The following is a 16,699-nucleotide window of genomic DNA, read 5'->3' as shown; positions in this document are numbered from 1 at the left end:
CTCACTTCTCGCGGCGCAGAATCGCGGCCAACACACCCATCGCCCCGACGATGCTCATCAGCCCGGGAGCGGCGATCGGGGGGCCCATTGGCACGTTGTACGTATACAGCCGCCAGCCACCGGGCCGGCGTGCCACCCCGCGAGCGTGGAAGTACTGGCCCATCAGCCCGTTTGCCGCGTAGATCGCGCCGGTGATCGGCAGCCACCGCTTGGCCCAGCGCTTGGAGAACACCCCGGCCACCCCGGCGACCACCACCGGCGGCGTGACGACGATCGGGCTCCACATCCACTTGTTGCCGAAGCTGGCCCGGTAATGCTCGAAGTACACCTCGGCGGTCGTCACCAGCGCCGCGAACGCCGTCAGCCCGGACAGCGACCGCTCGAAGCGACCGTGGGCGATGTTGCGCAGCGCCCGGTCGACGAAGTACTCGGCCTCCTCGACCAGATCTCCACCCGGCTTGTCCATGAGAAACATCCACCGCTCCTTCCGTGCCGTCGAGTCGCACCGAGCACATTCCCCAAAACCACGGCTCGCACACGTGCCGTGGCAGCATTGACCGCAATGAGTACGCGTCGCGCGCTTCCCGAGTCGCCGTACCTGGCTGCGGCAACGGGCCGCAAGCCGCACCGGGTGCCGGTGTGGTTCATGCGCCAGGCCGGCCGCTCGCTGCCCGAATACCGGGCCCTGCGGGAACGGCACAGCATGATGGAGGCCTGTTTCGACGCCGAACTGATCGCGGAGATCACCCTGCAGCCAGTGCGCCGCCACCACGTCGACGCGGCGATCCTGTTCTCCGACATCGTTGTCCCGCTGCGCGGCGCGGGTGTCGACGTGGACATCGTCGCCGATGTCGGGCCGGTGATTGCGACGCCGGTACGCACCGCGGCGGATGTCGGTGCATTGAAACCCCTTGACCCGCAACGTGTTCAGCCTGTGGCGGACGCCGTCGCGACGCTGGTGGGCGCGTTGGGCGACGTTCCGCTGATCGGTTTCGCCGGTGCGCCGTTCACGCTGGCGTCCTATCTGGTCGAGGGGGGCCCGAGCCGTCACCATGCCCGCACCAAGGCGATGATGCTGGCCGAGCCGGACAGCTGGCATGCGCTGATGGAGAAGCTGACCGACCTCACCATCGACTTCCTGCGGGTGCAACTGGACGCGGGGGTGGATGCTATCCAGGTGTTCGACTCGTGGGCGGGCGCGCTGTCGCTGTCCGACTACCGCAGCTACGTGCTGCCGCACAGCGAGCGGGTTTTCGCCGTACTGGCCGACCGCGGCGTGCCGATGACGCACTTCGGCGTCGGCACCGCCGAGCTGCTGGGCGCGATGTCCGCTGCCGGTGCGACGGTGGTGGGAGTCGACTGGCGAACCTCGCTCTCCGATGCCGCCGCCCGGGTTCAGGCCGGAACGGCGCTGCAGGGCAACCTCGATCCGGCCGTGCTGCTTGCGGGTTGGCCGGTGGTGGAGCGTGCGGCACGCGCCGTGGTCGAGGACGGCCGTAAAGCCATCGACGCCGGCGTGTCCGGGCATGTTTTCAACCTCGGCCACGGCGTGCTGCCGGAGACCGACCTCGGGGTGCTCACCCAGCTGGTGTCGTTGGTCCATTCGCTATGAGCTCGTATTGTGTTGTCGGCGGCGGAATCTCGGGCCTGACGGCGGCCTACCGGTTACGGGTCGCCGCCGGCGACGAGGCGAGTATCACGCTGTTCGATCCGGCCGACCGGCTCGGCGGGGTATTGCGCACCGAGCGCGTCGGCGGCCAGCCCATGGACGTCGGTGCCGAGGCGTTCGTCGTGCGCCGCCCTGAGGTGCCGGCGCTGCTGGCGGAGCTCGGTCTTGCCGACCGCCAGCTCGACACCACCGGTGCGCGTCCGCTGATCTACAGCCAGGACCGGCTGCAGCCGATGCCCTCGGGCACCCTCGCCGGGATCCCGTCGTCGCCGGCCTCCATGGTGGGGCTGGTCGACGATGCGACCGTTGCGCGGATCGCCGCGGAACCGGGCCGCCCGCTGCACTGGCGACCCGGCAGCGATCCGTCGGTGGGCGACCTGGTGGCCGACCGGTTCGGCGAGCAAGTGGTGAGCCGGTCGGTGGATCCGCTGCTGGGCGGGGTGTACGCCGGGTCGGCCGCCACCATCGGTGTCCGCTCGGCCACTCCCAGCCTGGCGGCAGCCCTCGATGCTGGTGCGGCCAACCTGACCGACGCGGTGGGACGCGCGCTGCCGCCGAGTACCGACGGGCGGGTGTTCGGCGCGGTGGACGGCGGCTACACGGTTCTGGTCGACGAGCTCGCCCGGGCCGGTCGGCCGCGTTGGGTGCAGGCCGCGGTGGACAGGATCGAGCCGGGTTGGGTGTTGCACGACGACACCGGCGCCAGCTGGCACGCCGACGCGGTGGTCTTGGCCATCCCGGCGCCGCGGCTGGCGAGCCTGGTCCAGGGCATCGCGCCACGCGCCGCCGCCGCTGCGGGCCGGGTCGCGAGCGCGTCGACGGCGATCGTGGCGTTGGCGCTGCCCGTTGACGCTGCGCTCCCGGATAATTCCGGGGTGCTGGTGGCCAGCGGAGAACGGTTGCGCGCCAAGGCGATCACATTGTCGTCGCGTAAGTGGGGGCGCCGGGGCGATGTCGAGTTGGTGCGGTTGTCGTTCGGGCGGTTCGGGGACCCCCCCGCACATCAACCGGCGCGTTCCGCCTCCGACGACGAGCTGCTCGGCTGGGCGGTCGACGACCTCGAGGCCGTGTTCGGCGCCCCTGTCGAGCCGGTGGATGCCCGCGTGCGGCGCTGGGTCGACGCGATGCCGCAATACGGGCCCGGTCATGTCGATCTGGTCGCCGAGTTGCGCGCCGGGTTGCCCCCGACGCTGGCGGCGGCGGGCAGCTACCTCGACGGCATCGGCGTAGCGGCCTGTGTCGCCGCGGCTGGTCGGGCCGCGGCAGAGCTGCAGAACGCCTTGAACACAGAAGTGGCACGATAGGACCATGGCCCGCCTGGACTACGACGCCCTCAACGCCACCCTTCGCTACCTGATGTTTTCGGTGTTTTCGGTACGGCCGGGTGTGCTCGGTGAGCAGCGGGACGGGGTCGTCGACGAGACCGCCACCTTCCTCAAGAAGCAGGAAGACGGCGGGGTGGTGGTGCGGGGTCTCTACGACGTCTCCGGTCTGCGGGCCGACGCCGATTTCATGATCTGGACGCACGCCGAACGGGTCGAGGCCCTGCAGGCGACCTATGCCGACTTCCGTCGCACCACCACGCTGGGACGGGCGTGCACACCGGTATGGAGCAGCGTGGCCCTGCACCGGCCGGCGGAGTTCAACAAGAGCCACATCCCGGTGTTTTTGGCCGGCGAAGAGCCCGGCAACTACATCTGCGTGTATCCGTTCGTGCGGTCCTACGAGTGGTATCTGCTGCCCGACGAGGAACGTCGCCGCATGCTCGCCGAACACGGCATGGCCGCCCGCGAGTACAAGGACGTCCGGGCGAACACCGTGCCGGCGTTCGCGCTCGGCGACTACGAATGGATCCTGGCGTTCGAATCCCCCGAGCTGCACCGCATCGTCGACCTGATGCGTGAGCTGCGGGCCACCGACGCCCGACGCCACACCCGTGCGGAGACACCGTTTTTCACCGGCCCGCGGGTGCCCGTCGAGCAGCTGGTCGCCTCGCTGCCATGACGGCTTCAACGGATCCCAGTCGTTTCGAAGAGATGTACCGCGACGAGCGGACCTCACACGGTCTGCCGACCGCAACACCGTGGGACATCGGCGGCCCGCAGCCCGTCGTCCAGCAGCTGGTGGCGCTCGGCGCGGTCAAAGGCGAGGTTCTCGACCCGGGCACCGGCCCCGGCCACCACGCCATCTACTACGCCTCAAAGGGTTACACGGCCACCGGCATCGACGCATCGCCCACCGGCCTGGAACGTGCGCGCGAGAACGCGCGACGGGCCGGGGTGTCGGTCAACTTCCAGCTGGCCGATGCGACCAAGCTGGAGGGGCTGGAGAACCGCTTCGACACCGTCGTCGACTGCGCGTTCTACCACACCTTCAGTGACGACAAGGAGCTCCAGAACTCCTATGCCCGGGCTTTGCATCGCGCCACCAAGCCGGGGGCGCGACTGTACATGTTCGAGTTCGGCGCCCACAACGTCAACGGCTTCCGGATGCCGCGATCATTGTCCGAGGACGACTTTCGGCAGGCGCTGCCCCGTGCGGGCTGGGAAATCACGTACTTAGGGCCGACGACCTACCAGATAAACATGAGCTCGGAAACCTTCGACTTGATGCTTGCCCGCAATCCCGATGCGGCCGAACAGATCAAGCCGCTGGCCGAACGTTTCCGGATCATGGAGCCGTGGCTGGAGGACGGCCGCGCACACGCCCCGTTCTGGGAAGTACATGCCCGCCGAGTGGCCAGTTAATACACGCGAACGGCTAAAACACGTGCAATAACTGGCCACTCGACGGGGCAGATCAGGCAGGCACCAGCCGCAAGCAGATCGAGTTGATGCAGTAGCGCTGATCGGTCGGCGTGGGATATCCCTCGCCCTCGAAGACGTGGCCCAGGTGGCTGTGGCAGTTGGCGCACAGCACCTCGGTGCGGCGCATCCCCATCGAGTCGTCGGGCCGCAGGATCACCGCATCGGAGTCCGCCGGGTCGAAGAACGACGGCCAGCCGCAATGGGATTCGAACTTCTCGGTGCTGCGAAACAGCTCCGCGCCGCAGGCCCGGCACTGGTAGACACCTTCGGTCTTGGTATCGGTGTATTCACCCGAGAAAGGCCGCTCGGTGCCGGCCCGTCGCAGCACCGCGAACTCCTCGGGCGTGAGCTTGGCACGCCATTCATCGTCGCTCAGTTGCACCTTGGGCTGCGAAGAAGAGGTCATGCATCCACGGTAGCGCGCGGCCGTTCGGCCGCCAGCCACGCCGGATCGATCCCGTTGTCCAGCCGGTTTTCGGCCTTGGCATCCAGATAGCGGAAGTACAGCACGCTGAAGGTCACGATCAGCAGCAGCGACCAGCCGTAGGTGATCTTCAGGTATTCCAGCGGACGCCCGACATACATCCAGTTGAACAGCAGCCAGCGGTCCATCGTCATGAAGCCGTAGATGCCCAGCCACGCCGGCCAGTTGCGGATCACCGAGTTGGGCAGCACGACCGTCATCAGGAACGGGAACAGCATCATCGAGTAGTAGCCCTGCGCCAATGACAGCACCAGCCACGACCACAGCAGCAGCACACCGGAAGAGGTCAGCAGCCAAAACCGCGGGTCGCGGGTGCGGTAGTAGCGGTACAGCAGCCATAGGCTGCCGATCGCGATGAGTGTGAACAGGATCCGCAGCAACAGGATCAGCCAGGTCGGCAGACCGAAGTACACGCCGTTGCCCAGGATCGAGCTGTTGAAGTAGTCGCGTGTGCCCATGATGTAGGGCAGCGTGCGGGTGAAGAAGTCCATCGGGTCGGCGACCAACGGCACCGCGGCCAGGTTGAACACCGCCGGCACGATGATCGCGGCCAGCACCGCGCGCCACTGGCGGTTCAGCAGCGGCAGCAACAGCAACGGTGCCAGCACCGGTTTGACCACCAGCGCCAGGCCGATCACACCGCCGGCCCACCATTGATGTCGGGTTTCGCCGTCGAGCAGCCACCGGAAGAACAGCACCTCCAGCAACAGGATGCAGCCGTTGATGTTGGTGAAAACCAGTGTGTTGGTTACCGATTCGGTGCAAAACATGGCCAGCAGCAGCGCGGGCGCCGCGACCGAGGTCAACGTGAAGTTGAACATCCGCAACAGCAGGTACGCGGCGATGATGATGGCCACGGTATTGCAGGCGATGAACAGATACCGCGACTCCGCGAACGACAGATAGCCGAACGGCGCCATGATCAGCGTTCCGCCTGGCGGGTACAGGTAGTGCGGGTCGACGTAGTCGAAATGCTCGTTGTAGATGGCCCACCCATGCCGGAAGTTCAGCACCGCGCGGTAGACCGGCTTGAAGTCGTCGGTGATATTGCCGTTGGTGGTTACCACGACACTGCGGTGGATCACCGCCAGGATGGCCACCGGCCACAGCGCCGATCGCAGCACGGTGGCGGTGCTAGGCGATGAGGTGCGGGGGCGAAACAGGGAGTCGACTGCCGTCACGAGCGCACCGTACACGGACGCTCGCCCGATCGATCAAGCGGGACAGTATATGTCGGTGTCCGGCAGCTTCCCGCTGTTCAGGTAGCCGATCAGTGGTGGCACCGCGCACGAGGAGTAGATGCTGGCGCCGTGCCCGATGCCCTGCCACATCACCCGCTTGCTGGCCGCGGTGGCGTTGATGATCGTGGCGGCGGTGGCGGCGACGCCGTCCATGCCGACGATCGGGTCCTTTTGCGCGCCCAGCAGCAGCGCGTTGGTCTTGAGAACCTTGGGTGGCTGCGGCGGCGAGGCGCTCGGCCACGCCACGCATTTGACCAGGCTGAGCGCGCCGACGGTGCCGAACTGGGGATAGAGCTTGCCCCAGGCGACGACCAATTCCCGCACCCGGTCGGGGGTGGGGCGGTTGAGTGCGTCGCTGCAGGAGTTGACGAACTGGCCGTCGGTCTCCCGGGTATTTTCCGCCCGGGTGATCAGGCTGGTCAGCAGGTTGGTGTCACCCGAGCGTGCGCTGGCCAAGGCGTTGGCCAGGTCCGTGGTGCTGCCGACGCGGTCGCCGGTGGGGAAACCCAGCGCAGTCGAGATGGCGTTGGCGACCGAGGCCACCGACGCGCCGCCGGGCCCGTGGCTGGCGCGGGCATCGGCCAGCAGCGAGGTGACGGCGGCTTTGGCGTCCGGGGCCAGCGGGCAGTTGACCGCCGCACATTGTGCGGCGAACGCGTCCAGCGCCGCCTGCTGGCCTTTAACGCGTTGTTCCGCAGCAGCTTCGGCGCCCACGCCGTATCCGATCGGCGAGTCGAGGACCAGCCTCGCCACCTTGTCGGGATGCGAGCCGGCGTAGGACAACGCCACCTGGGCGCCATTGCCGATCCCGATCAAGGCCAGCGCGGGCACGTCCCAGGTGCTGCGCAGCCGCTCGATATCGGCGGCGGCGTGCGCGTTGTCGTAGGCGGAGTCGCCGGGCGCGATGGTGTCGGTGCAGCTGGTGGTGGCGCTCTGCATGATGTCGGCGAGGTTGGCGACCGGGTCGTCGCCGGCCTGGAACTGGGCCTGGTCGCGTATTCCCTGGCGGTCGAACTGGTCCAGGCAGTCGACCGGGCTCGACGCGCCCATGCCGCGGCGGTCGACCGCGACGATGGGATGGCTGCGCAGCACGTCGGCGCCGGCACGGGACAGCCACACCGGCAGCTGCAGCGACGACGGCACATCCCAGCCGGTGGTGAAGACCAGCGGGCCGGCGTCGGGCGGCGTCTGCGGCGAACGCGCGCGCACCACACCGATGCTCAGCGTGCCGGCAGCGCCGTTGACCGGGTCGAGGTCGGCGTCATAACTCGCACAATCCAGCTTGACTCCCGGCGCCGCGGGCACGGCGGCATCCCCGAATTCCCGCGAGGTGCAGTCGCGCCACGACAAGTCGTTTTTAGGCGCGGCGATCGGCGGCGGGCCCTTGGGCGCCGACGTCGTCCCGGGCTGGCCCTGCGGCCGGGCGCCGGAGTTCGTCGCGAAGCGCGGGTTGGCGGCCAACCCGGGCGCGCAGCCGGCCACCAACACGCTCACCACGATCAGCGACGTGGCGATCGGACGGCGCCGGCTCATGCCGACCACAGTAGCGATTCCCGTCCTACTCGCCCTTGACGTAGCGGGTGTACAGGTACCCGGCTTCGTCGGTCAGGATGTGCGCGCAGCGCATCCCAGTGAGCACCTGGCCCGGTCCGGTGGCGATTCGGCGGGCCTGACCGCCCACCAGGCTGGGCGCGATCGTCAGGCACAGTTCGTCGAGCAGGTTGCGTTCGACGAACGAGCTGAACAACATGGGGCCGCCCTCGGTCAGTACCCGGTACAGGCCGCGATCGGCCAGTGCGGCCAGCATCGCGGGCTCGTCGACCCGCGCCGGGTCGTCGCCCGAGCAGTCGACCACGTCGGCGAGTCCGGCAAGCCGACGCTGTGTCTCCTCGGCGGCCTCCGTACAGGTCAGCACCAGCGGGGGTACTTCGGTGCGGGTGAACACTGGCATATCCCGGTCCAGGCGGCCGGACTTGGTGACGATCGCGATCTGTGGGACTTCGCTTTGCCCGCGCGCCTGCCGGTGCTGGCGCTGCGCGACGGTGGGGCGTGCGCCGGAATAACCCTCGACCCGCACCGTGCCCGCCCCGACCAGAATCACGTCGGCGAGTTCGCGCAGTAGGTTGAACAGCGCCCGATCGCCCGGGCCACCCAAACGGCCGGTGGTGCCGCCGACCGTGGCACCACCGTCGAGGCTGGCGATGAAGTTCGCCCGCAGCCAGATGCCGTTGTGCTCGGCCGGGTAGCCGTACAGCTCGGGCAGTTCGCTGCCGTCGAGTTCGCGGATCGACCCGAGCAGTCTCAGCATGAGCTCGATTGCAACACGTCGGTAGGGTGCCCGCATGGACCGGGTCGGTCATCTAGTCGATCGGCGGCCGACCGTGTCACCTGAGCGGCTCATCGCCCAGCTGACACCCCCGCCGACCTTCGCCGAGGTGAGCTTTGCGAGCTATCACCCGGACCCGGCGGAGCCGACTCAGGCCGCGGCCGTCGAGGCGTGCCAACAGTTCTGTCGGCAAGCCGTCGAACGCCGGGCGGGCCGCAGGAGGCTTTTCGGCAGACGGGAAGTATTGCCCGGGGCCGGGCTGTACCTCGACGGCGGTTTCGGAGTCGGTAAAACCCATCTGCTGGCCGCGGCCTACCACCAATTGGATGGCATCAAGGCGTTCGCGACGTTCATGGAGCTGACCCAGCTCGCGGGGGTGTTCGGTTTCGCCGAATGCGTCGACCTGCTGGGCGATTACACGCTGTTGTGCATCGACGAGTTCGAGCTGGACGACCCGGGCAACACCACGCTGATCTCGCGCCTGCTCACCGAACTCGTCGAGCGTGGCGTGTCGGTGGCGGCGACGTCCAACACGTTGCCCGAGCAGCTGGGGGAGGGCCGCTTCGCCGCGCAGGACTTTCTGCGTGAAATCAACACGCTGGCAGCGATTTTCACCGTCGTGCGGATCGAGGGACCCGACTACCGGCACCGCGACCTGCCGCCGGCGCCCGAGCCGCCGTCCGACGAGCAGGTCGCCGCGCGGGTCGCGGCGGTCGACGGCGCGACCCTGGACGACTTCGACGCCCTGTGCGCGCACCTGGCCAGCATGCACCCGTCGCGCTATCTCACGCTGATCGAAGGCGTGACGGCGGTGTTTCTCACCGGCGCGCACACCATAGACGACCAGAACGTGGCGCTGCGGCTGGTGGCGCTGACCGACCGCCTCTATGACGCCGGCATCCCGGTGCTGGCGTCCGGGGAGAAGCTGGACCGCATCTTCAGCGAGGAGATGCTGGCCGGAGGATTCCGCAAGAAGTACCTACGGGCTACCTCGCGGCTGCTGGCATTGAGCGCTACAGTTCGCGCGCCATGAGGTAGTCGTGCTCGACACCGGCACCCACGCGGAATGTCCTGGTTCCGGTGACCGTAAAGCCATGCTTGAGGTAAAAGCGTTGCGCCCGTTGGTTTTCCTGGTTGACCCCAAGCCACACCCGGCTGTCCCCAAGTTCAGCGGCGGCTTGCAGTGTGGCATTCATCAACGCCGTCGACACTCCGGTTCCGTGATGCTCCGGCAGCACGTACATCTTGGACAACTCAACGCCCGGGCCAGCGCTGTCGCGAACGAGCATCGCGTAGCCGGCAATCCGATCATCCTGGCTGGCGGTGAGGATCAGGCGCTGCGGATCCGCCAGGTACTCGCCGAAGCGCGCGACGGACAGATTGGCGTCGACGAACGACGCGATGTTCTCGGGCGTCACCGAGGGCGGACACGCCAGCCGAAACGTGCGTGCGGCGACGGCGGCAAGCTCGTCGATGTCGATCGAATCCGTGGTGGCGACGCGGACGGCGAGGCCGCTTGTCCTCAAAGGTTCCACTGCGCGAGGTGCACGCCCGTCTTCCTGTCCAGCAGCACGACATTGGAGACCGGGTCACGGTACGCCTCCCAATACACGCCGCCGCGGACCACCGAGCCCGCCGGTGCATTCGCCAGCGCGGCGTCCAGCGCGTCGGGTGCGTCGGACGGGCGGGGCTTGTAGGCGTCGGCGAACGGGGTGACCCCGTCAAACGCGAAATCGGTGGCCATCTGATAGGGGGTCGGCACGCGGACCGCGTGGATCGCCACGTCGGCGCGCACCACCGCGCTGTCAGGGAAGCTCTTGACCGGGACGCCGACGCGGTTGTAGCCGAATCCCGGTGGCGGGTCGACCGGCTGGACGCTGCTGACGGTGACGTCGGCGACGATCTTGCCGGTATCGACGCGCAGCGTGTCGCCGAGGTGGCCGATCGGTGCGTCGCCGGCTGATGCGCGTGGCGCCGCAACAAGCGTGGCCGCAAAGACGGCGATCAGGACAACCAGGCAACGGTGCATGTTTCCTCCTCGGCGACCATCGAATGATGGCACATCCCGCCGGCGGCGTCGCCGGGTTGATCGCCCTAGTCGCTCGTGCCGGCCACAAGAGATTCCAGCACCGCGACCAGATCGGCCTCGGCCCGGTCCTTGTCGACGCCGACCCGATGCAGCGGGCCGTCACCGTCTTCCAGTTCGAGTAAGGCGAGCAGTAGATGCTCGGTGCCGATGTAGTTGTGGCCCAGGCGAAGTGCCTCACGGAAAGTCAGCTCGAGTGCCTTGCGGGCCGGGCCGCTGAACGGGATCAGCTGCGGCGGCTCGTCTTCGGCGGGGGGCAGTGCGATCGCGGCACGCACAGATTCGGGGTCGACGTGCTGCGCTCGTAGCAGCTTGGTGGCAAGTGCGTCGGGATCGGCGAGCACACCCAGGATCAGGTGATCGGGGGTGATTTCGGCGTTGCCGGCTTCGTGGGCGGCGTTTTGGGCCGCGACGACGGCGTTGCGGGCGCGGGGGGTGAAGCGCTCGAAGCCTTGGTTGGGGTCGATCGAGGCGGCCTCCGCTCGGGGCACGAATCGCTTCTGCGCCGCCTGTTTGGTGACGCCCATGCTCTTGCCGATGTCGGTCCAGGACGCCCCCGACCGGCGCGCTTGATCGACGAAGTGCCCGATCAGGTGGTCGGCGACCTCGCCCAGGTGTTCTGCCGCCAGGACAGCGTCGCTGAGCTGGTCCAGGACGTCGGCGTGCACCCGCTTGATGGCAGTGATCAGCTCGTCGAGCCTGACGGGATGGGTGACCGGGGTCGGTCCAGAAGCAGATTCCGTCATGCCGTCAACATTAGGTTGACGATTGGTATTCGTCAACCTTGAGTTGACGTCAGCTCAGCCCTTCGGATAGCCGCGCCGAACCGTGCGATCCAGGATGCCGAGCGTGGCACGCAGCGCGAGCTCGGAAATGACCGGGAAGATTCCGGCGTCGCGCCACTTCTCGTCGATTTGGGACCAGTCGTAGAACGACGTGACGAGCGTGCTCTCGCCGTCCTCCTCGGGCTCGAGGCGGTAGCCGTAGACGTGTCCGACCTGCGGTCGGATCTTGCCCAGGATGGTCCAGGAGATCAGCCGGTCCTGCTCGAACTCGCGGATGCTGACCGTGACGTCGTACTTGCCCATTTCGGGGAAGTCGTTGAGCGCCTCACGGTCCATGTGGACGACGAAGCTGTCGCCGACGCCGGCCACGGGCTGGCCCTCGGCGTCCTGCAACATCCCCGACGAGTCGATGGCGACGTGGCCGTGCGGATCGCAGAGCACTGCGAAGATATCGGCGGCCGGAGCGGCGATGCGGCGCGAGACGTCGATGCGCTCGGTCATGAATCGCTGCCCGTGGTGTAGGACGCCGCCCCGGTGCCGGCGAGCTTGCCGCCGTCGACGATCAGGTACTCCTCGCGAATCGGCCGACCGGCGAACCAGTCCTCGAGGATTTCCCGGGTCCCCGCGGCATAGCGGGCCTGCGCAGAGAGCGTGCTGCCCGAAATATGCGGCGTCATCGCATTATTCGGCATCGTCCGCCACGGATGGTCGGCCGGCGGCGGCTGCGGATACCACACGTCACCGGCATAGCCGGCCAGTTGGCCACTCTCCAGCGCCGCGACAATCGCGTCCCGCACACAGATTTCGGCGCGGGCGGTGTTGACGATGTAGGAGCCGCGCCGCATCGATGCCAGCAACTTTTCGTCGAACAGGTGATAGGTCTGCGGGTGCAGCGGGGCGTGAATGGACACCACGTCGACCGCGCGCACCAGCGAGGCCACGTCGGGATGGAAGGTGACGTTGAGTTCCTGCTCGACCTCGCTCGGCAGCCGGCGGGTGTCGGTGTAATGCAGGTTGACGTCGAACGGCACCAGCCGGCGCAGCACGGCCTGCCCGATCCGGCCTGCCGCCATTACCCCGACGTCGAAGCCCTCCAGGTCGTAGGCGCGCTCGACGCAGTCGGCGATGTTCCAGCCGCCATTGGTCGCCCACTGGTGCGATGGCACGAAATTGCGCACCAACGCGAGGATCTGCATCACCGCGTGCTCGGCGACGCTGATGCTGTTGCTGTAGGTCTCCTCGGCGACGGTGATGCCGCGGGCGATCGCCGCGTCGAGATCGACGTGGTCCGAGCCGATGCCGGCGGTGATCGCCAGCTTGAGCTTGGGCGCCTTGGCGATCCGCTCCGCGGTCAGGTATGCGGGCCAAAACGGTTGGGAGATAACGATATCGGCGTCGGGCAGCTCGCGCTCGAATTCCGAGTCCGGGCCGTCCTTGTCCGATGTCACCACCAGCTGATGCCCGCCGTCTTCCAGGAATTTCCGCAGCCCGAGTGCACCGGACACGCAGCCGACCAGCTCGCCGGGGGTGAAATCGATCGACGACGGGCTGGGCAGCGTCTGGCCGCCCGGATAGCCGTGTAGCACCGGAACGCTATCCCGGGCATACACCGGCGGATAGCCCGACACCGGGTCCGGATACAACACCAGCACGACTTTGGCCATGACGTCCTCCGTTCTTCGGGTTCTCCGCCGGGGGAAGACTATCCCGCGGGTGAACCGCGGTCGACAAGACAACGTCGCCGATATGACCGATGATGATGCGATGAGGTTTGCGCTGGTAGCGCTGACGAGCCTGGCCGCCATGCTCGGCTCGGCGGTGCCGGCGCAGGCCGACCCGGGGCTCGACGCGAGCTTTCTGGGCGCGCTCGACAAGGCGGGCATCACCTATCACAACGGGGCCGACGCCGTCGCCGCGGCCCACACGGCATGCAACCTGATGGACAAGGGTCAGCCGGAACTCGACGTCATCAAACATGTGACGGAAAAGAACCCCGGGTTCACGATTTCCGGCGCCGCCAAGTTCACCGCGATCGCGGCGAGTGCATACTGCCCTCAACATCTGAATGTCGTCGGCGGCAATGGCGGTGACGGCGACTCCACATAGCCTGGGCACGGGGAGGTTCGCTATGAGGTTGCGTCGGATTGCAGCTGCGCTGGTGGTTGCCACCTGCGTTCTGACGCCGAGCTGTCATTACAACAACGCGAACTCCGCGCGCAGCAGCGAATCACCGACGCCCCCGCCGCCCCCGCCGACAGTCGCGGTGGCCGCCCTAGACGGCCTGCTGCTCACTCCCGACCAGATCGACGCCACGATGGGCGCCAAAGGCATGGCGGTCAAAGGGGCAACGGCCACGCAAATGAATGACGATTCGCGCTACGTGGAGGACGCCGAGTGCCAAGTGATGTCCCAGGCGGCGAATGCTCCGGTCTATGCCGGTAGTGGTTGGACTGCTTATCGCGGTCAACAACTTCAAGAACCCGGCGATTCACACGATCACTACCTCTACCAGAACGTCGTGTCATTCCCATCCGCGGACAAAGCCGCCGCATTCGTCGCAACCTCGGCGCAGCGCTGGCTCGCCTGCTCCAACCGCAGATACCTCGCGCACAACGTCGCGCCCCAGAACGACATCTGGTGGAGTGTCGGGCCGGTCGAGAACTCCAACGGGATGCTGAGCGTGATCAAGAAAGACGAGGCAGTCCCGGGATGGGCTTGTCAGCGCGCGTTGACCGCCGCCAACAACGTTGCGATCGACATCAACGCGTGCGCGTACACCGAAGGGGGCAATTTCGGCGTCAACATCGCCCAGCAGATTGCTGCCAAAGTTCGTAGTGCGAGCCCGCGCAAGCCGCGCTAATCGCTCTTCACCCAGGGTTGGCAGCTGTGCGTCAAGAACGCGACGTCGCCGGGCTTCAGCGCGACGGTCTGAGGCTCATTGCCGATGTTGTTATTGATGATGTCGGTTGGATTGAGGCTGTTCAGCCTCGCCCAATAGCAATCGGATTCCCCCTGAGCGCTTCGACCACCCGAGCGATAAATGCCCGGTTCGATGTCGGTGCCGATTCGATAGGTGCCGTCGGTCTCCATCGTCTTTTTGGGGAGGGGCGTCGGCGGCGGGGGGACGGTCACCGTAACTGTCTTGGTGACAACCGGTTGGAGTGTGGATGTCACCGTGGCCATTGGCCGGCTAGGCCCTCCGCAACCCGCAAGCGCTATCGCGGCTCCCACGAGGGCAAGCTTCTTCCGATGCATTGAAGGAGAGTAAGCACGGGAGTGCTGTCCTGACGCTGTTTTTCGCGCTTGAAAGATGTGGGTGACTCCGCTGCTCGATCCAACCTTCGTTGGAATCCGCCCCGCGGCGCGCACTAATTGGGGCAGTAAAACTGCCGCGCCCCGGCCATGATCCAGTATCTGTCCCCGCCGACCGCGGGAACCTGTCGGGCCACGATCGCCTCAACCGTGGAAGTAGGTAAGCCGTCGGTAAATTGGGCGCATGCGATGTGTGCCGCTCTGATCGCGGTGTTCGCGTCGCCCCCTACGTTGTGCTCCGCAAGGAACGACAAGAACGGCTGATCTTGCGGATCGGCATGCGCGATCGGCGCTAACCAGATCCCCGCCACCACCGCTGCTACCAGCGCTATTTTCACGATTCGTCCTAGTGAAGTGACGCCTGCGTGCATTCGCTGCCGTCACCCTAACGGATGAACGACGTCACCGGCTCGGGGTTGGCATGGGCATCGACGGCATGCCCGGCCGTGGCGGCATGCTCGGCATGTTTGTCATCGGCATTTTCATGTCTTTCATCATGGACGCACAACAATCGTTCGACTGAGTTGGCGGCGGGTCGGCTTTCATCATGTGACAGCCGCTCGGCTGGGCGAAGAGGAGATAGAGGCCGGCGGCGATAACGAAGATGCCGACCGCGATGCCGGTGATGGCGAGTATTGGGTAGAGCCAGCGAGTCCAACCCGGGGTGGGGGGAGGGCTCGTCGAGGTGGTGGAGGCGGTGTCAGTCATCGTCCTTACCCTTCCTGCGGGGCGGTTGGATTAGTGGCGGACAATCTATTATTCGCCAGCCGCAGCTATATCGGGCGATTTGTTTACCAGCGCGTATTCGCTGTGGCCGACCACGCCCCTGCCGGCCAGGCGACCGCCGGGGTATTGCAACAGCGCGAGCCGCTGTTCGCAGCATTCCTGCGCCGTGCGCCGGCCATATCGCATTACGGTCGGGTCGCAGGGCGCATGTCAACCCTCGATAGCGATTGCTCGATTGCGGTACCCGCCCTACTCGGCCTGCTTATCGTGTTGCTCAACCCGTGGCGCCGGGAGCTGGTTGGCCGCTGCGCGGCGTCTTGATCTGCGGCGTACTTCGCGAATGCCCTGCAAGCCTCGTTGACCAGCTCGTTAGTAAGGCTGCCATCGCGTACAGCACGCACAACATCACCGACTGCCTGCACGACGACGAGATCAAAAGTCAAGCATGCCGGCGACAAATGGCCCTCAAGCAGCGCGTGGTTAAGGACGGCCTTGAAGCGATCCAAAAGTTCCTCGTAGGACGGCGGTCCCGCCGTTTCTTGCATGGTGCATATAAGGCTTCTCCTATTGCGGCATCAGCGCAATAGCAAAGTGTCTGTCGAAGGTTTGCTGCCGCGGCTGGCCCGCCGTGGCTCGGCCGATCCGCAACTCCAGATGCTCCTGTCCCATTGGGCAGGTCTGGGGCAGGCGGCGCGTTGCGTAGTCCAAGTAACGCGTGCACAACGCTGGTGCGCGGTACTGGGATTGAACCAGCGACCTCTTCCGTGTCAGGGAAGCGCTCTCCCGCTGAGCTAACCGCGCCCGGTCAAAGAAATTGAGGTGGAGACGGGAATCGAACCCGTGTGCACGGCTTTGCAGGCCGTTGCCTCACCACTCGGCCACTCCACCGCGGGGTTTGATGCCATTTGCACCCGAGCGGATGACGGGATTCGAACCCGCGACCCTCACCTTGGCAAGGTGATGCGCTACCAACTGCGCTACATCCGCGCGCAACGGACGAGATCGTCGCCCGGTGCGAAGCACGACGATAGTCCACCTGAGCGGGCCCGCACAAATTTTCTTGGTGGCGGCGGGCGTGCCTCCATGGCGGCCCACGCAGCACATTCTGTTGAGGCTACGACGCGTGCTACCTTCGACGTCGTTCGCCTCTCGGCACCGGTCCTGTAGCTCAGCGGGAGAGCGTCCGCCTCACACGCGGAAGGTCGCTGGTTCGATCCCAGTCGGGACCACAAGCATTGGCGCGATCGTGCATTGGGGCCGCGA

At 66.6% G+C, this 16,699-nt stretch carries 20 protein-coding genes and 4 tRNA genes; 8 read left to right on the top strand and 16 right to left on the bottom strand.

Going from position 1 to position 16,699, the window contains the following annotated elements:
- Position 1 precedes the first annotated feature (1 nt).
- Positions 2–475, bottom strand: coding sequence for a hypothetical protein (locus AWC06_RS03830; protein WP_085194517.1), 474 nt, complete (start codon positions 473–475; stop codon positions 2–4).
- An 87-nt stretch (positions 476–562) separates the two neighbouring features.
- Here AWC06_RS03830 and hemE point away from each other — a divergent pair, with 87 nt between their 5' ends.
- From hemE to AWC06_RS03810, 4 genes are read left to right on the top strand one after another with little or no spacing between them, the layout of a single operon-like run.
- On the top strand, positions 563–1,612 hold the full coding sequence (hemE, locus tag AWC06_RS03825) for a uroporphyrinogen decarboxylase (protein WP_085194515.1): 1,050 nt from the start codon (positions 563–565) through the stop codon (positions 1,610–1,612).
- Positions 1,609–2,973 (top strand): protoporphyrinogen oxidase, encoded by a 1,365-nt coding sequence (locus AWC06_RS03820; RefSeq protein ID WP_085194513.1) that lies wholly within the window; start codon positions 1,609–1,611, stop codon positions 2,971–2,973. Before hemE ends, AWC06_RS03820 begins: the two co-directional genes overlap by 4 nt.
- Before the next feature lie 4 nt (positions 2,974–2,977).
- Complete coding sequence (gene hemQ, locus AWC06_RS03815) at positions 2,978–3,673, top strand: hydrogen peroxide-dependent heme synthase (RefSeq protein WP_085194511.1); 696 nt, start codon at positions 2,978–2,980, stop codon at positions 3,671–3,673.
- A complete protein-coding gene (locus tag AWC06_RS03810; RefSeq protein ID WP_085194509.1) occupies positions 3,670–4,416 on the top strand; it encodes a class I SAM-dependent methyltransferase in 747 nt (248 codons plus the stop codon). Before hemQ ends, AWC06_RS03810 begins: the two co-directional genes overlap by 4 nt.
- 52 nt (positions 4,417–4,468) lie before the next feature.
- Here AWC06_RS03810 and msrB read toward each other — a convergent pair whose 3' ends face one another.
- Genes msrB through AWC06_RS03790 form a run of 4 tightly spaced genes read right to left on the bottom strand, consistent with a single transcriptional unit; the run spans position 4,469 to position 8,545 of the window.
- Positions 4,469–4,882: a peptide-methionine (R)-S-oxide reductase MsrB gene (gene msrB / locus AWC06_RS03805; protein ID WP_085194507.1), complete on the bottom strand. Its 414-nt coding sequence runs from the start codon at positions 4,880–4,882 to the stop codon at positions 4,469–4,471.
- The gene (gene aftC / locus AWC06_RS03800) at positions 4,879–6,156 is read right to left on the bottom strand and encodes an arabinofuranan 3-O-arabinosyltransferase (protein WP_085194505.1); all 1,278 of its coding nucleotides are present in this window, start codon (positions 6,154–6,156) and stop codon (positions 4,879–4,881) included. Before aftC ends, msrB begins: the two co-directional genes overlap by 4 nt.
- A gap of 18 nt (positions 6,157–6,174) precedes the next feature.
- On the bottom strand, positions 6,175–7,743 hold the full coding sequence (locus AWC06_RS03795) for an alpha/beta fold hydrolase (protein WP_139819893.1): 1,569 nt from the start codon (positions 7,741–7,743) through the stop codon (positions 6,175–6,177).
- Between the two features lie 16 nt (positions 7,744–7,759).
- A complete protein-coding gene (locus AWC06_RS03790; RefSeq protein ID WP_085194501.1) occupies positions 7,760–8,545 on the bottom strand; it encodes a pyrimidine reductase family protein in 786 nt (261 codons plus the stop codon).
- Here AWC06_RS03790 and zapE point away from each other — a divergent pair.
- Positions 8,544–9,560 carry a cell division protein ZapE gene (zapE, locus tag AWC06_RS03785; protein ID WP_085194499.1) on the top strand — a complete coding sequence of 339 codons (1,017 nt, stop codon included), beginning with the start codon at positions 8,544–8,546 and terminating at the stop codon, positions 9,558–9,560. The two genes, AWC06_RS03790 and zapE, sit on opposite strands and share 2 nt — an antisense overlap.
- Here the strand turns inward: zapE and AWC06_RS03780 are convergent.
- From AWC06_RS03780 to AWC06_RS03760, 5 genes are all read right to left on the bottom strand, one after another.
- Positions 9,541–10,062: a GNAT family N-acetyltransferase gene (locus AWC06_RS03780; protein ID WP_085194497.1), complete on the bottom strand. Its 522-nt coding sequence runs from the start codon at positions 10,060–10,062 to the stop codon at positions 9,541–9,543. The genes zapE and AWC06_RS03780 overlap by 20 nt on opposite strands.
- Positions 10,050–10,556, bottom strand: coding sequence for a hypothetical protein (locus AWC06_RS03775; RefSeq protein WP_085194495.1), 507 nt, complete (start codon positions 10,554–10,556; stop codon positions 10,050–10,052). Before AWC06_RS03775 ends, AWC06_RS03780 begins: the two co-directional genes overlap by 13 nt.
- A 65-nt stretch (positions 10,557–10,621) precedes the next feature.
- The gene (locus tag AWC06_RS03770; protein WP_085194493.1) at positions 10,622–11,359 is read right to left on the bottom strand and encodes a Clp protease N-terminal domain-containing protein; all 738 of its coding nucleotides are present in this window, start codon (positions 11,357–11,359) and stop codon (positions 10,622–10,624) included.
- A 54-nt stretch (positions 11,360–11,413) separates the two neighbouring features.
- Positions 11,414–11,899 (bottom strand): SRPBCC family protein, encoded by a 486-nt coding sequence (locus AWC06_RS03765; RefSeq protein ID WP_085194491.1) that lies wholly within the window; start codon positions 11,897–11,899, stop codon positions 11,414–11,416.
- The gene (locus tag AWC06_RS03760; protein WP_085194489.1) at positions 11,896–13,062 is read right to left on the bottom strand and encodes an NAD-dependent formate dehydrogenase; all 1,167 of its coding nucleotides are present in this window, start codon (positions 13,060–13,062) and stop codon (positions 11,896–11,898) included. Before AWC06_RS03760 ends, AWC06_RS03765 begins: the two co-directional genes overlap by 4 nt.
- Before the next feature lie 82 nt (positions 13,063–13,144).
- Between AWC06_RS03760 and AWC06_RS03755 the strand changes: the two genes are divergently transcribed.
- Entirely contained in the window at positions 13,145–13,504 is a 360-nt protein-coding gene (locus AWC06_RS03755) for a DUF732 domain-containing protein (protein ID WP_227371153.1), read from the top strand.
- 22 nt (positions 13,505–13,526) lie between these two features.
- Positions 13,527–14,258 (top strand): sensor domain-containing protein, encoded by a 732-nt coding sequence (locus AWC06_RS03750; RefSeq protein ID WP_169715282.1) that lies wholly within the window; start codon positions 13,527–13,529, stop codon positions 14,256–14,258.
- Here the strand turns inward: AWC06_RS03750 and AWC06_RS03745 are convergent.
- The 6 genes from AWC06_RS03745 to AWC06_RS03720 all read right to left on the bottom strand — a co-directional run bounded on the left by AWC06_RS03745 (position 14,255) and on the right by AWC06_RS03720 (position 16,423).
- Positions 14,255–14,581, bottom strand: coding sequence for an Rv1352/Rv1906c domain-containing protein (locus tag AWC06_RS03745; RefSeq protein ID WP_227371154.1), 327 nt, complete (start codon positions 14,579–14,581; stop codon positions 14,255–14,257). The genes AWC06_RS03750 and AWC06_RS03745 overlap by 4 nt on opposite strands.
- A 185-nt stretch (positions 14,582–14,766) precedes the next feature.
- Entirely contained in the window at positions 14,767–15,048 is a 282-nt protein-coding gene (locus AWC06_RS03740) for a DUF732 domain-containing protein (protein ID WP_169715281.1), read from the bottom strand.
- A gap of 64 nt (positions 15,049–15,112) precedes the next feature.
- Entirely contained in the window at positions 15,113–15,418 is a 306-nt protein-coding gene (locus AWC06_RS23215) for a hypothetical protein (RefSeq protein ID WP_169715277.1), read from the bottom strand.
- Between the two features lie 744 nt (positions 15,419–16,162).
- Positions 16,163–16,237, bottom strand: a tRNA-Val gene (locus AWC06_RS03730).
- Between the two features lie 16 nt (positions 16,238–16,253).
- Positions 16,254–16,324, bottom strand: a tRNA-Cys gene (locus tag AWC06_RS03725).
- A gap of 26 nt (positions 16,325–16,350) precedes the next feature.
- Positions 16,351–16,423 (bottom strand) — tRNA-Gly (locus tag AWC06_RS03720).
- A 170-nt stretch (positions 16,424–16,593) separates the two neighbouring features.
- Here AWC06_RS03720 and AWC06_RS03715 point away from each other — a divergent pair.
- Positions 16,594–16,665: transfer RNA gene (locus AWC06_RS03715), tRNA-Val, on the top strand.
- Positions 16,666–16,699 lie beyond the last annotated feature (34 nt).

The sequence above is a fragment of the Mycobacterium fragae genome (assembly GCF_002102185.1).
Taxonomy (GTDB): Bacteria; Actinomycetota; Actinomycetes; order Mycobacteriales; family Mycobacteriaceae; genus Mycobacterium; species Mycobacterium fragae.
This window is presented reverse-complemented; position numbering and strand designations above follow the sequence as displayed.

Excerpts from the sequence above, each read along its gene's own strand:
- AWC06_RS03830 (WP_085194517.1), bottom strand. The coding sequence starts at position 475 with ATGTTTCTCATGGACAAGCCGGGTGGAGATCTGGTCGAGGAGGCCGAG.
- hemE (WP_085194515.1), top strand. The coding sequence starts at position 563 with ATGAGTACGCGTCGCGCGCTTCCCGAGTCGCCGTACCTGGCTGCGGCA.
- AWC06_RS03820 (WP_085194513.1), top strand. The coding sequence starts at position 1,609 with ATGAGCTCGTATTGTGTTGTCGGCGGCGGAATCTCGGGCCTGACGGCG.
- hemQ (WP_085194511.1), top strand. The coding sequence starts at position 2,978 with ATGGCCCGCCTGGACTACGACGCCCTCAACGCCACCCTTCGCTACCTG.
- AWC06_RS03810 (WP_085194509.1), top strand. The coding sequence starts at position 3,670 with ATGACGGCTTCAACGGATCCCAGTCGTTTCGAAGAGATGTACCGCGAC.
- msrB (WP_085194507.1), bottom strand. The coding sequence starts at position 4,882 with ATGACCTCTTCTTCGCAGCCCAAGGTGCAACTGAGCGACGATGAATGG.
- zapE (WP_085194499.1), top strand. The coding sequence starts at position 8,544 with ATGGACCGGGTCGGTCATCTAGTCGATCGGCGGCCGACCGTGTCACCT.
- AWC06_RS03790 (WP_085194501.1), bottom strand. The coding sequence starts at position 8,545 with ATGCGGGCACCCTACCGACGTGTTGCAATCGAGCTCATGCTGAGACTG.
- AWC06_RS03775 (WP_085194495.1), bottom strand. The coding sequence starts at position 10,556 with ATGCACCGTTGCCTGGTTGTCCTGATCGCCGTCTTTGCGGCCACGCTT.
- AWC06_RS03770 (WP_085194493.1), bottom strand. The coding sequence starts at position 11,359 with ATGACGGAATCTGCTTCTGGACCGACCCCGGTCACCCATCCCGTCAGG.
- AWC06_RS03765 (WP_085194491.1), bottom strand. The coding sequence starts at position 11,899 with ATGACCGAGCGCATCGACGTCTCGCGCCGCATCGCCGCTCCGGCCGCC.
- AWC06_RS03760 (WP_085194489.1), bottom strand. The coding sequence starts at position 13,062 with ATGGCCAAAGTCGTGCTGGTGTTGTATCCGGACCCGGTGTCGGGCTAT.
- AWC06_RS03755 (WP_227371153.1), top strand. The coding sequence starts at position 13,145 with ATGACCGATGATGATGCGATGAGGTTTGCGCTGGTAGCGCTGACGAGC.
- AWC06_RS03750 (WP_169715282.1), top strand. The coding sequence starts at position 13,527 with ATGAGGTTGCGTCGGATTGCAGCTGCGCTGGTGGTTGCCACCTGCGTT.
- AWC06_RS03745 (WP_227371154.1), bottom strand. The coding sequence starts at position 14,581 with ATGGCCACGGTGACATCCACACTCCAACCGGTTGTCACCAAGACAGTT.
- AWC06_RS23215 (WP_169715277.1), bottom strand. The coding sequence starts at position 15,418 with ATGACTGACACCGCCTCCACCACCTCGACGAGCCCTCCCCCCACCCCG.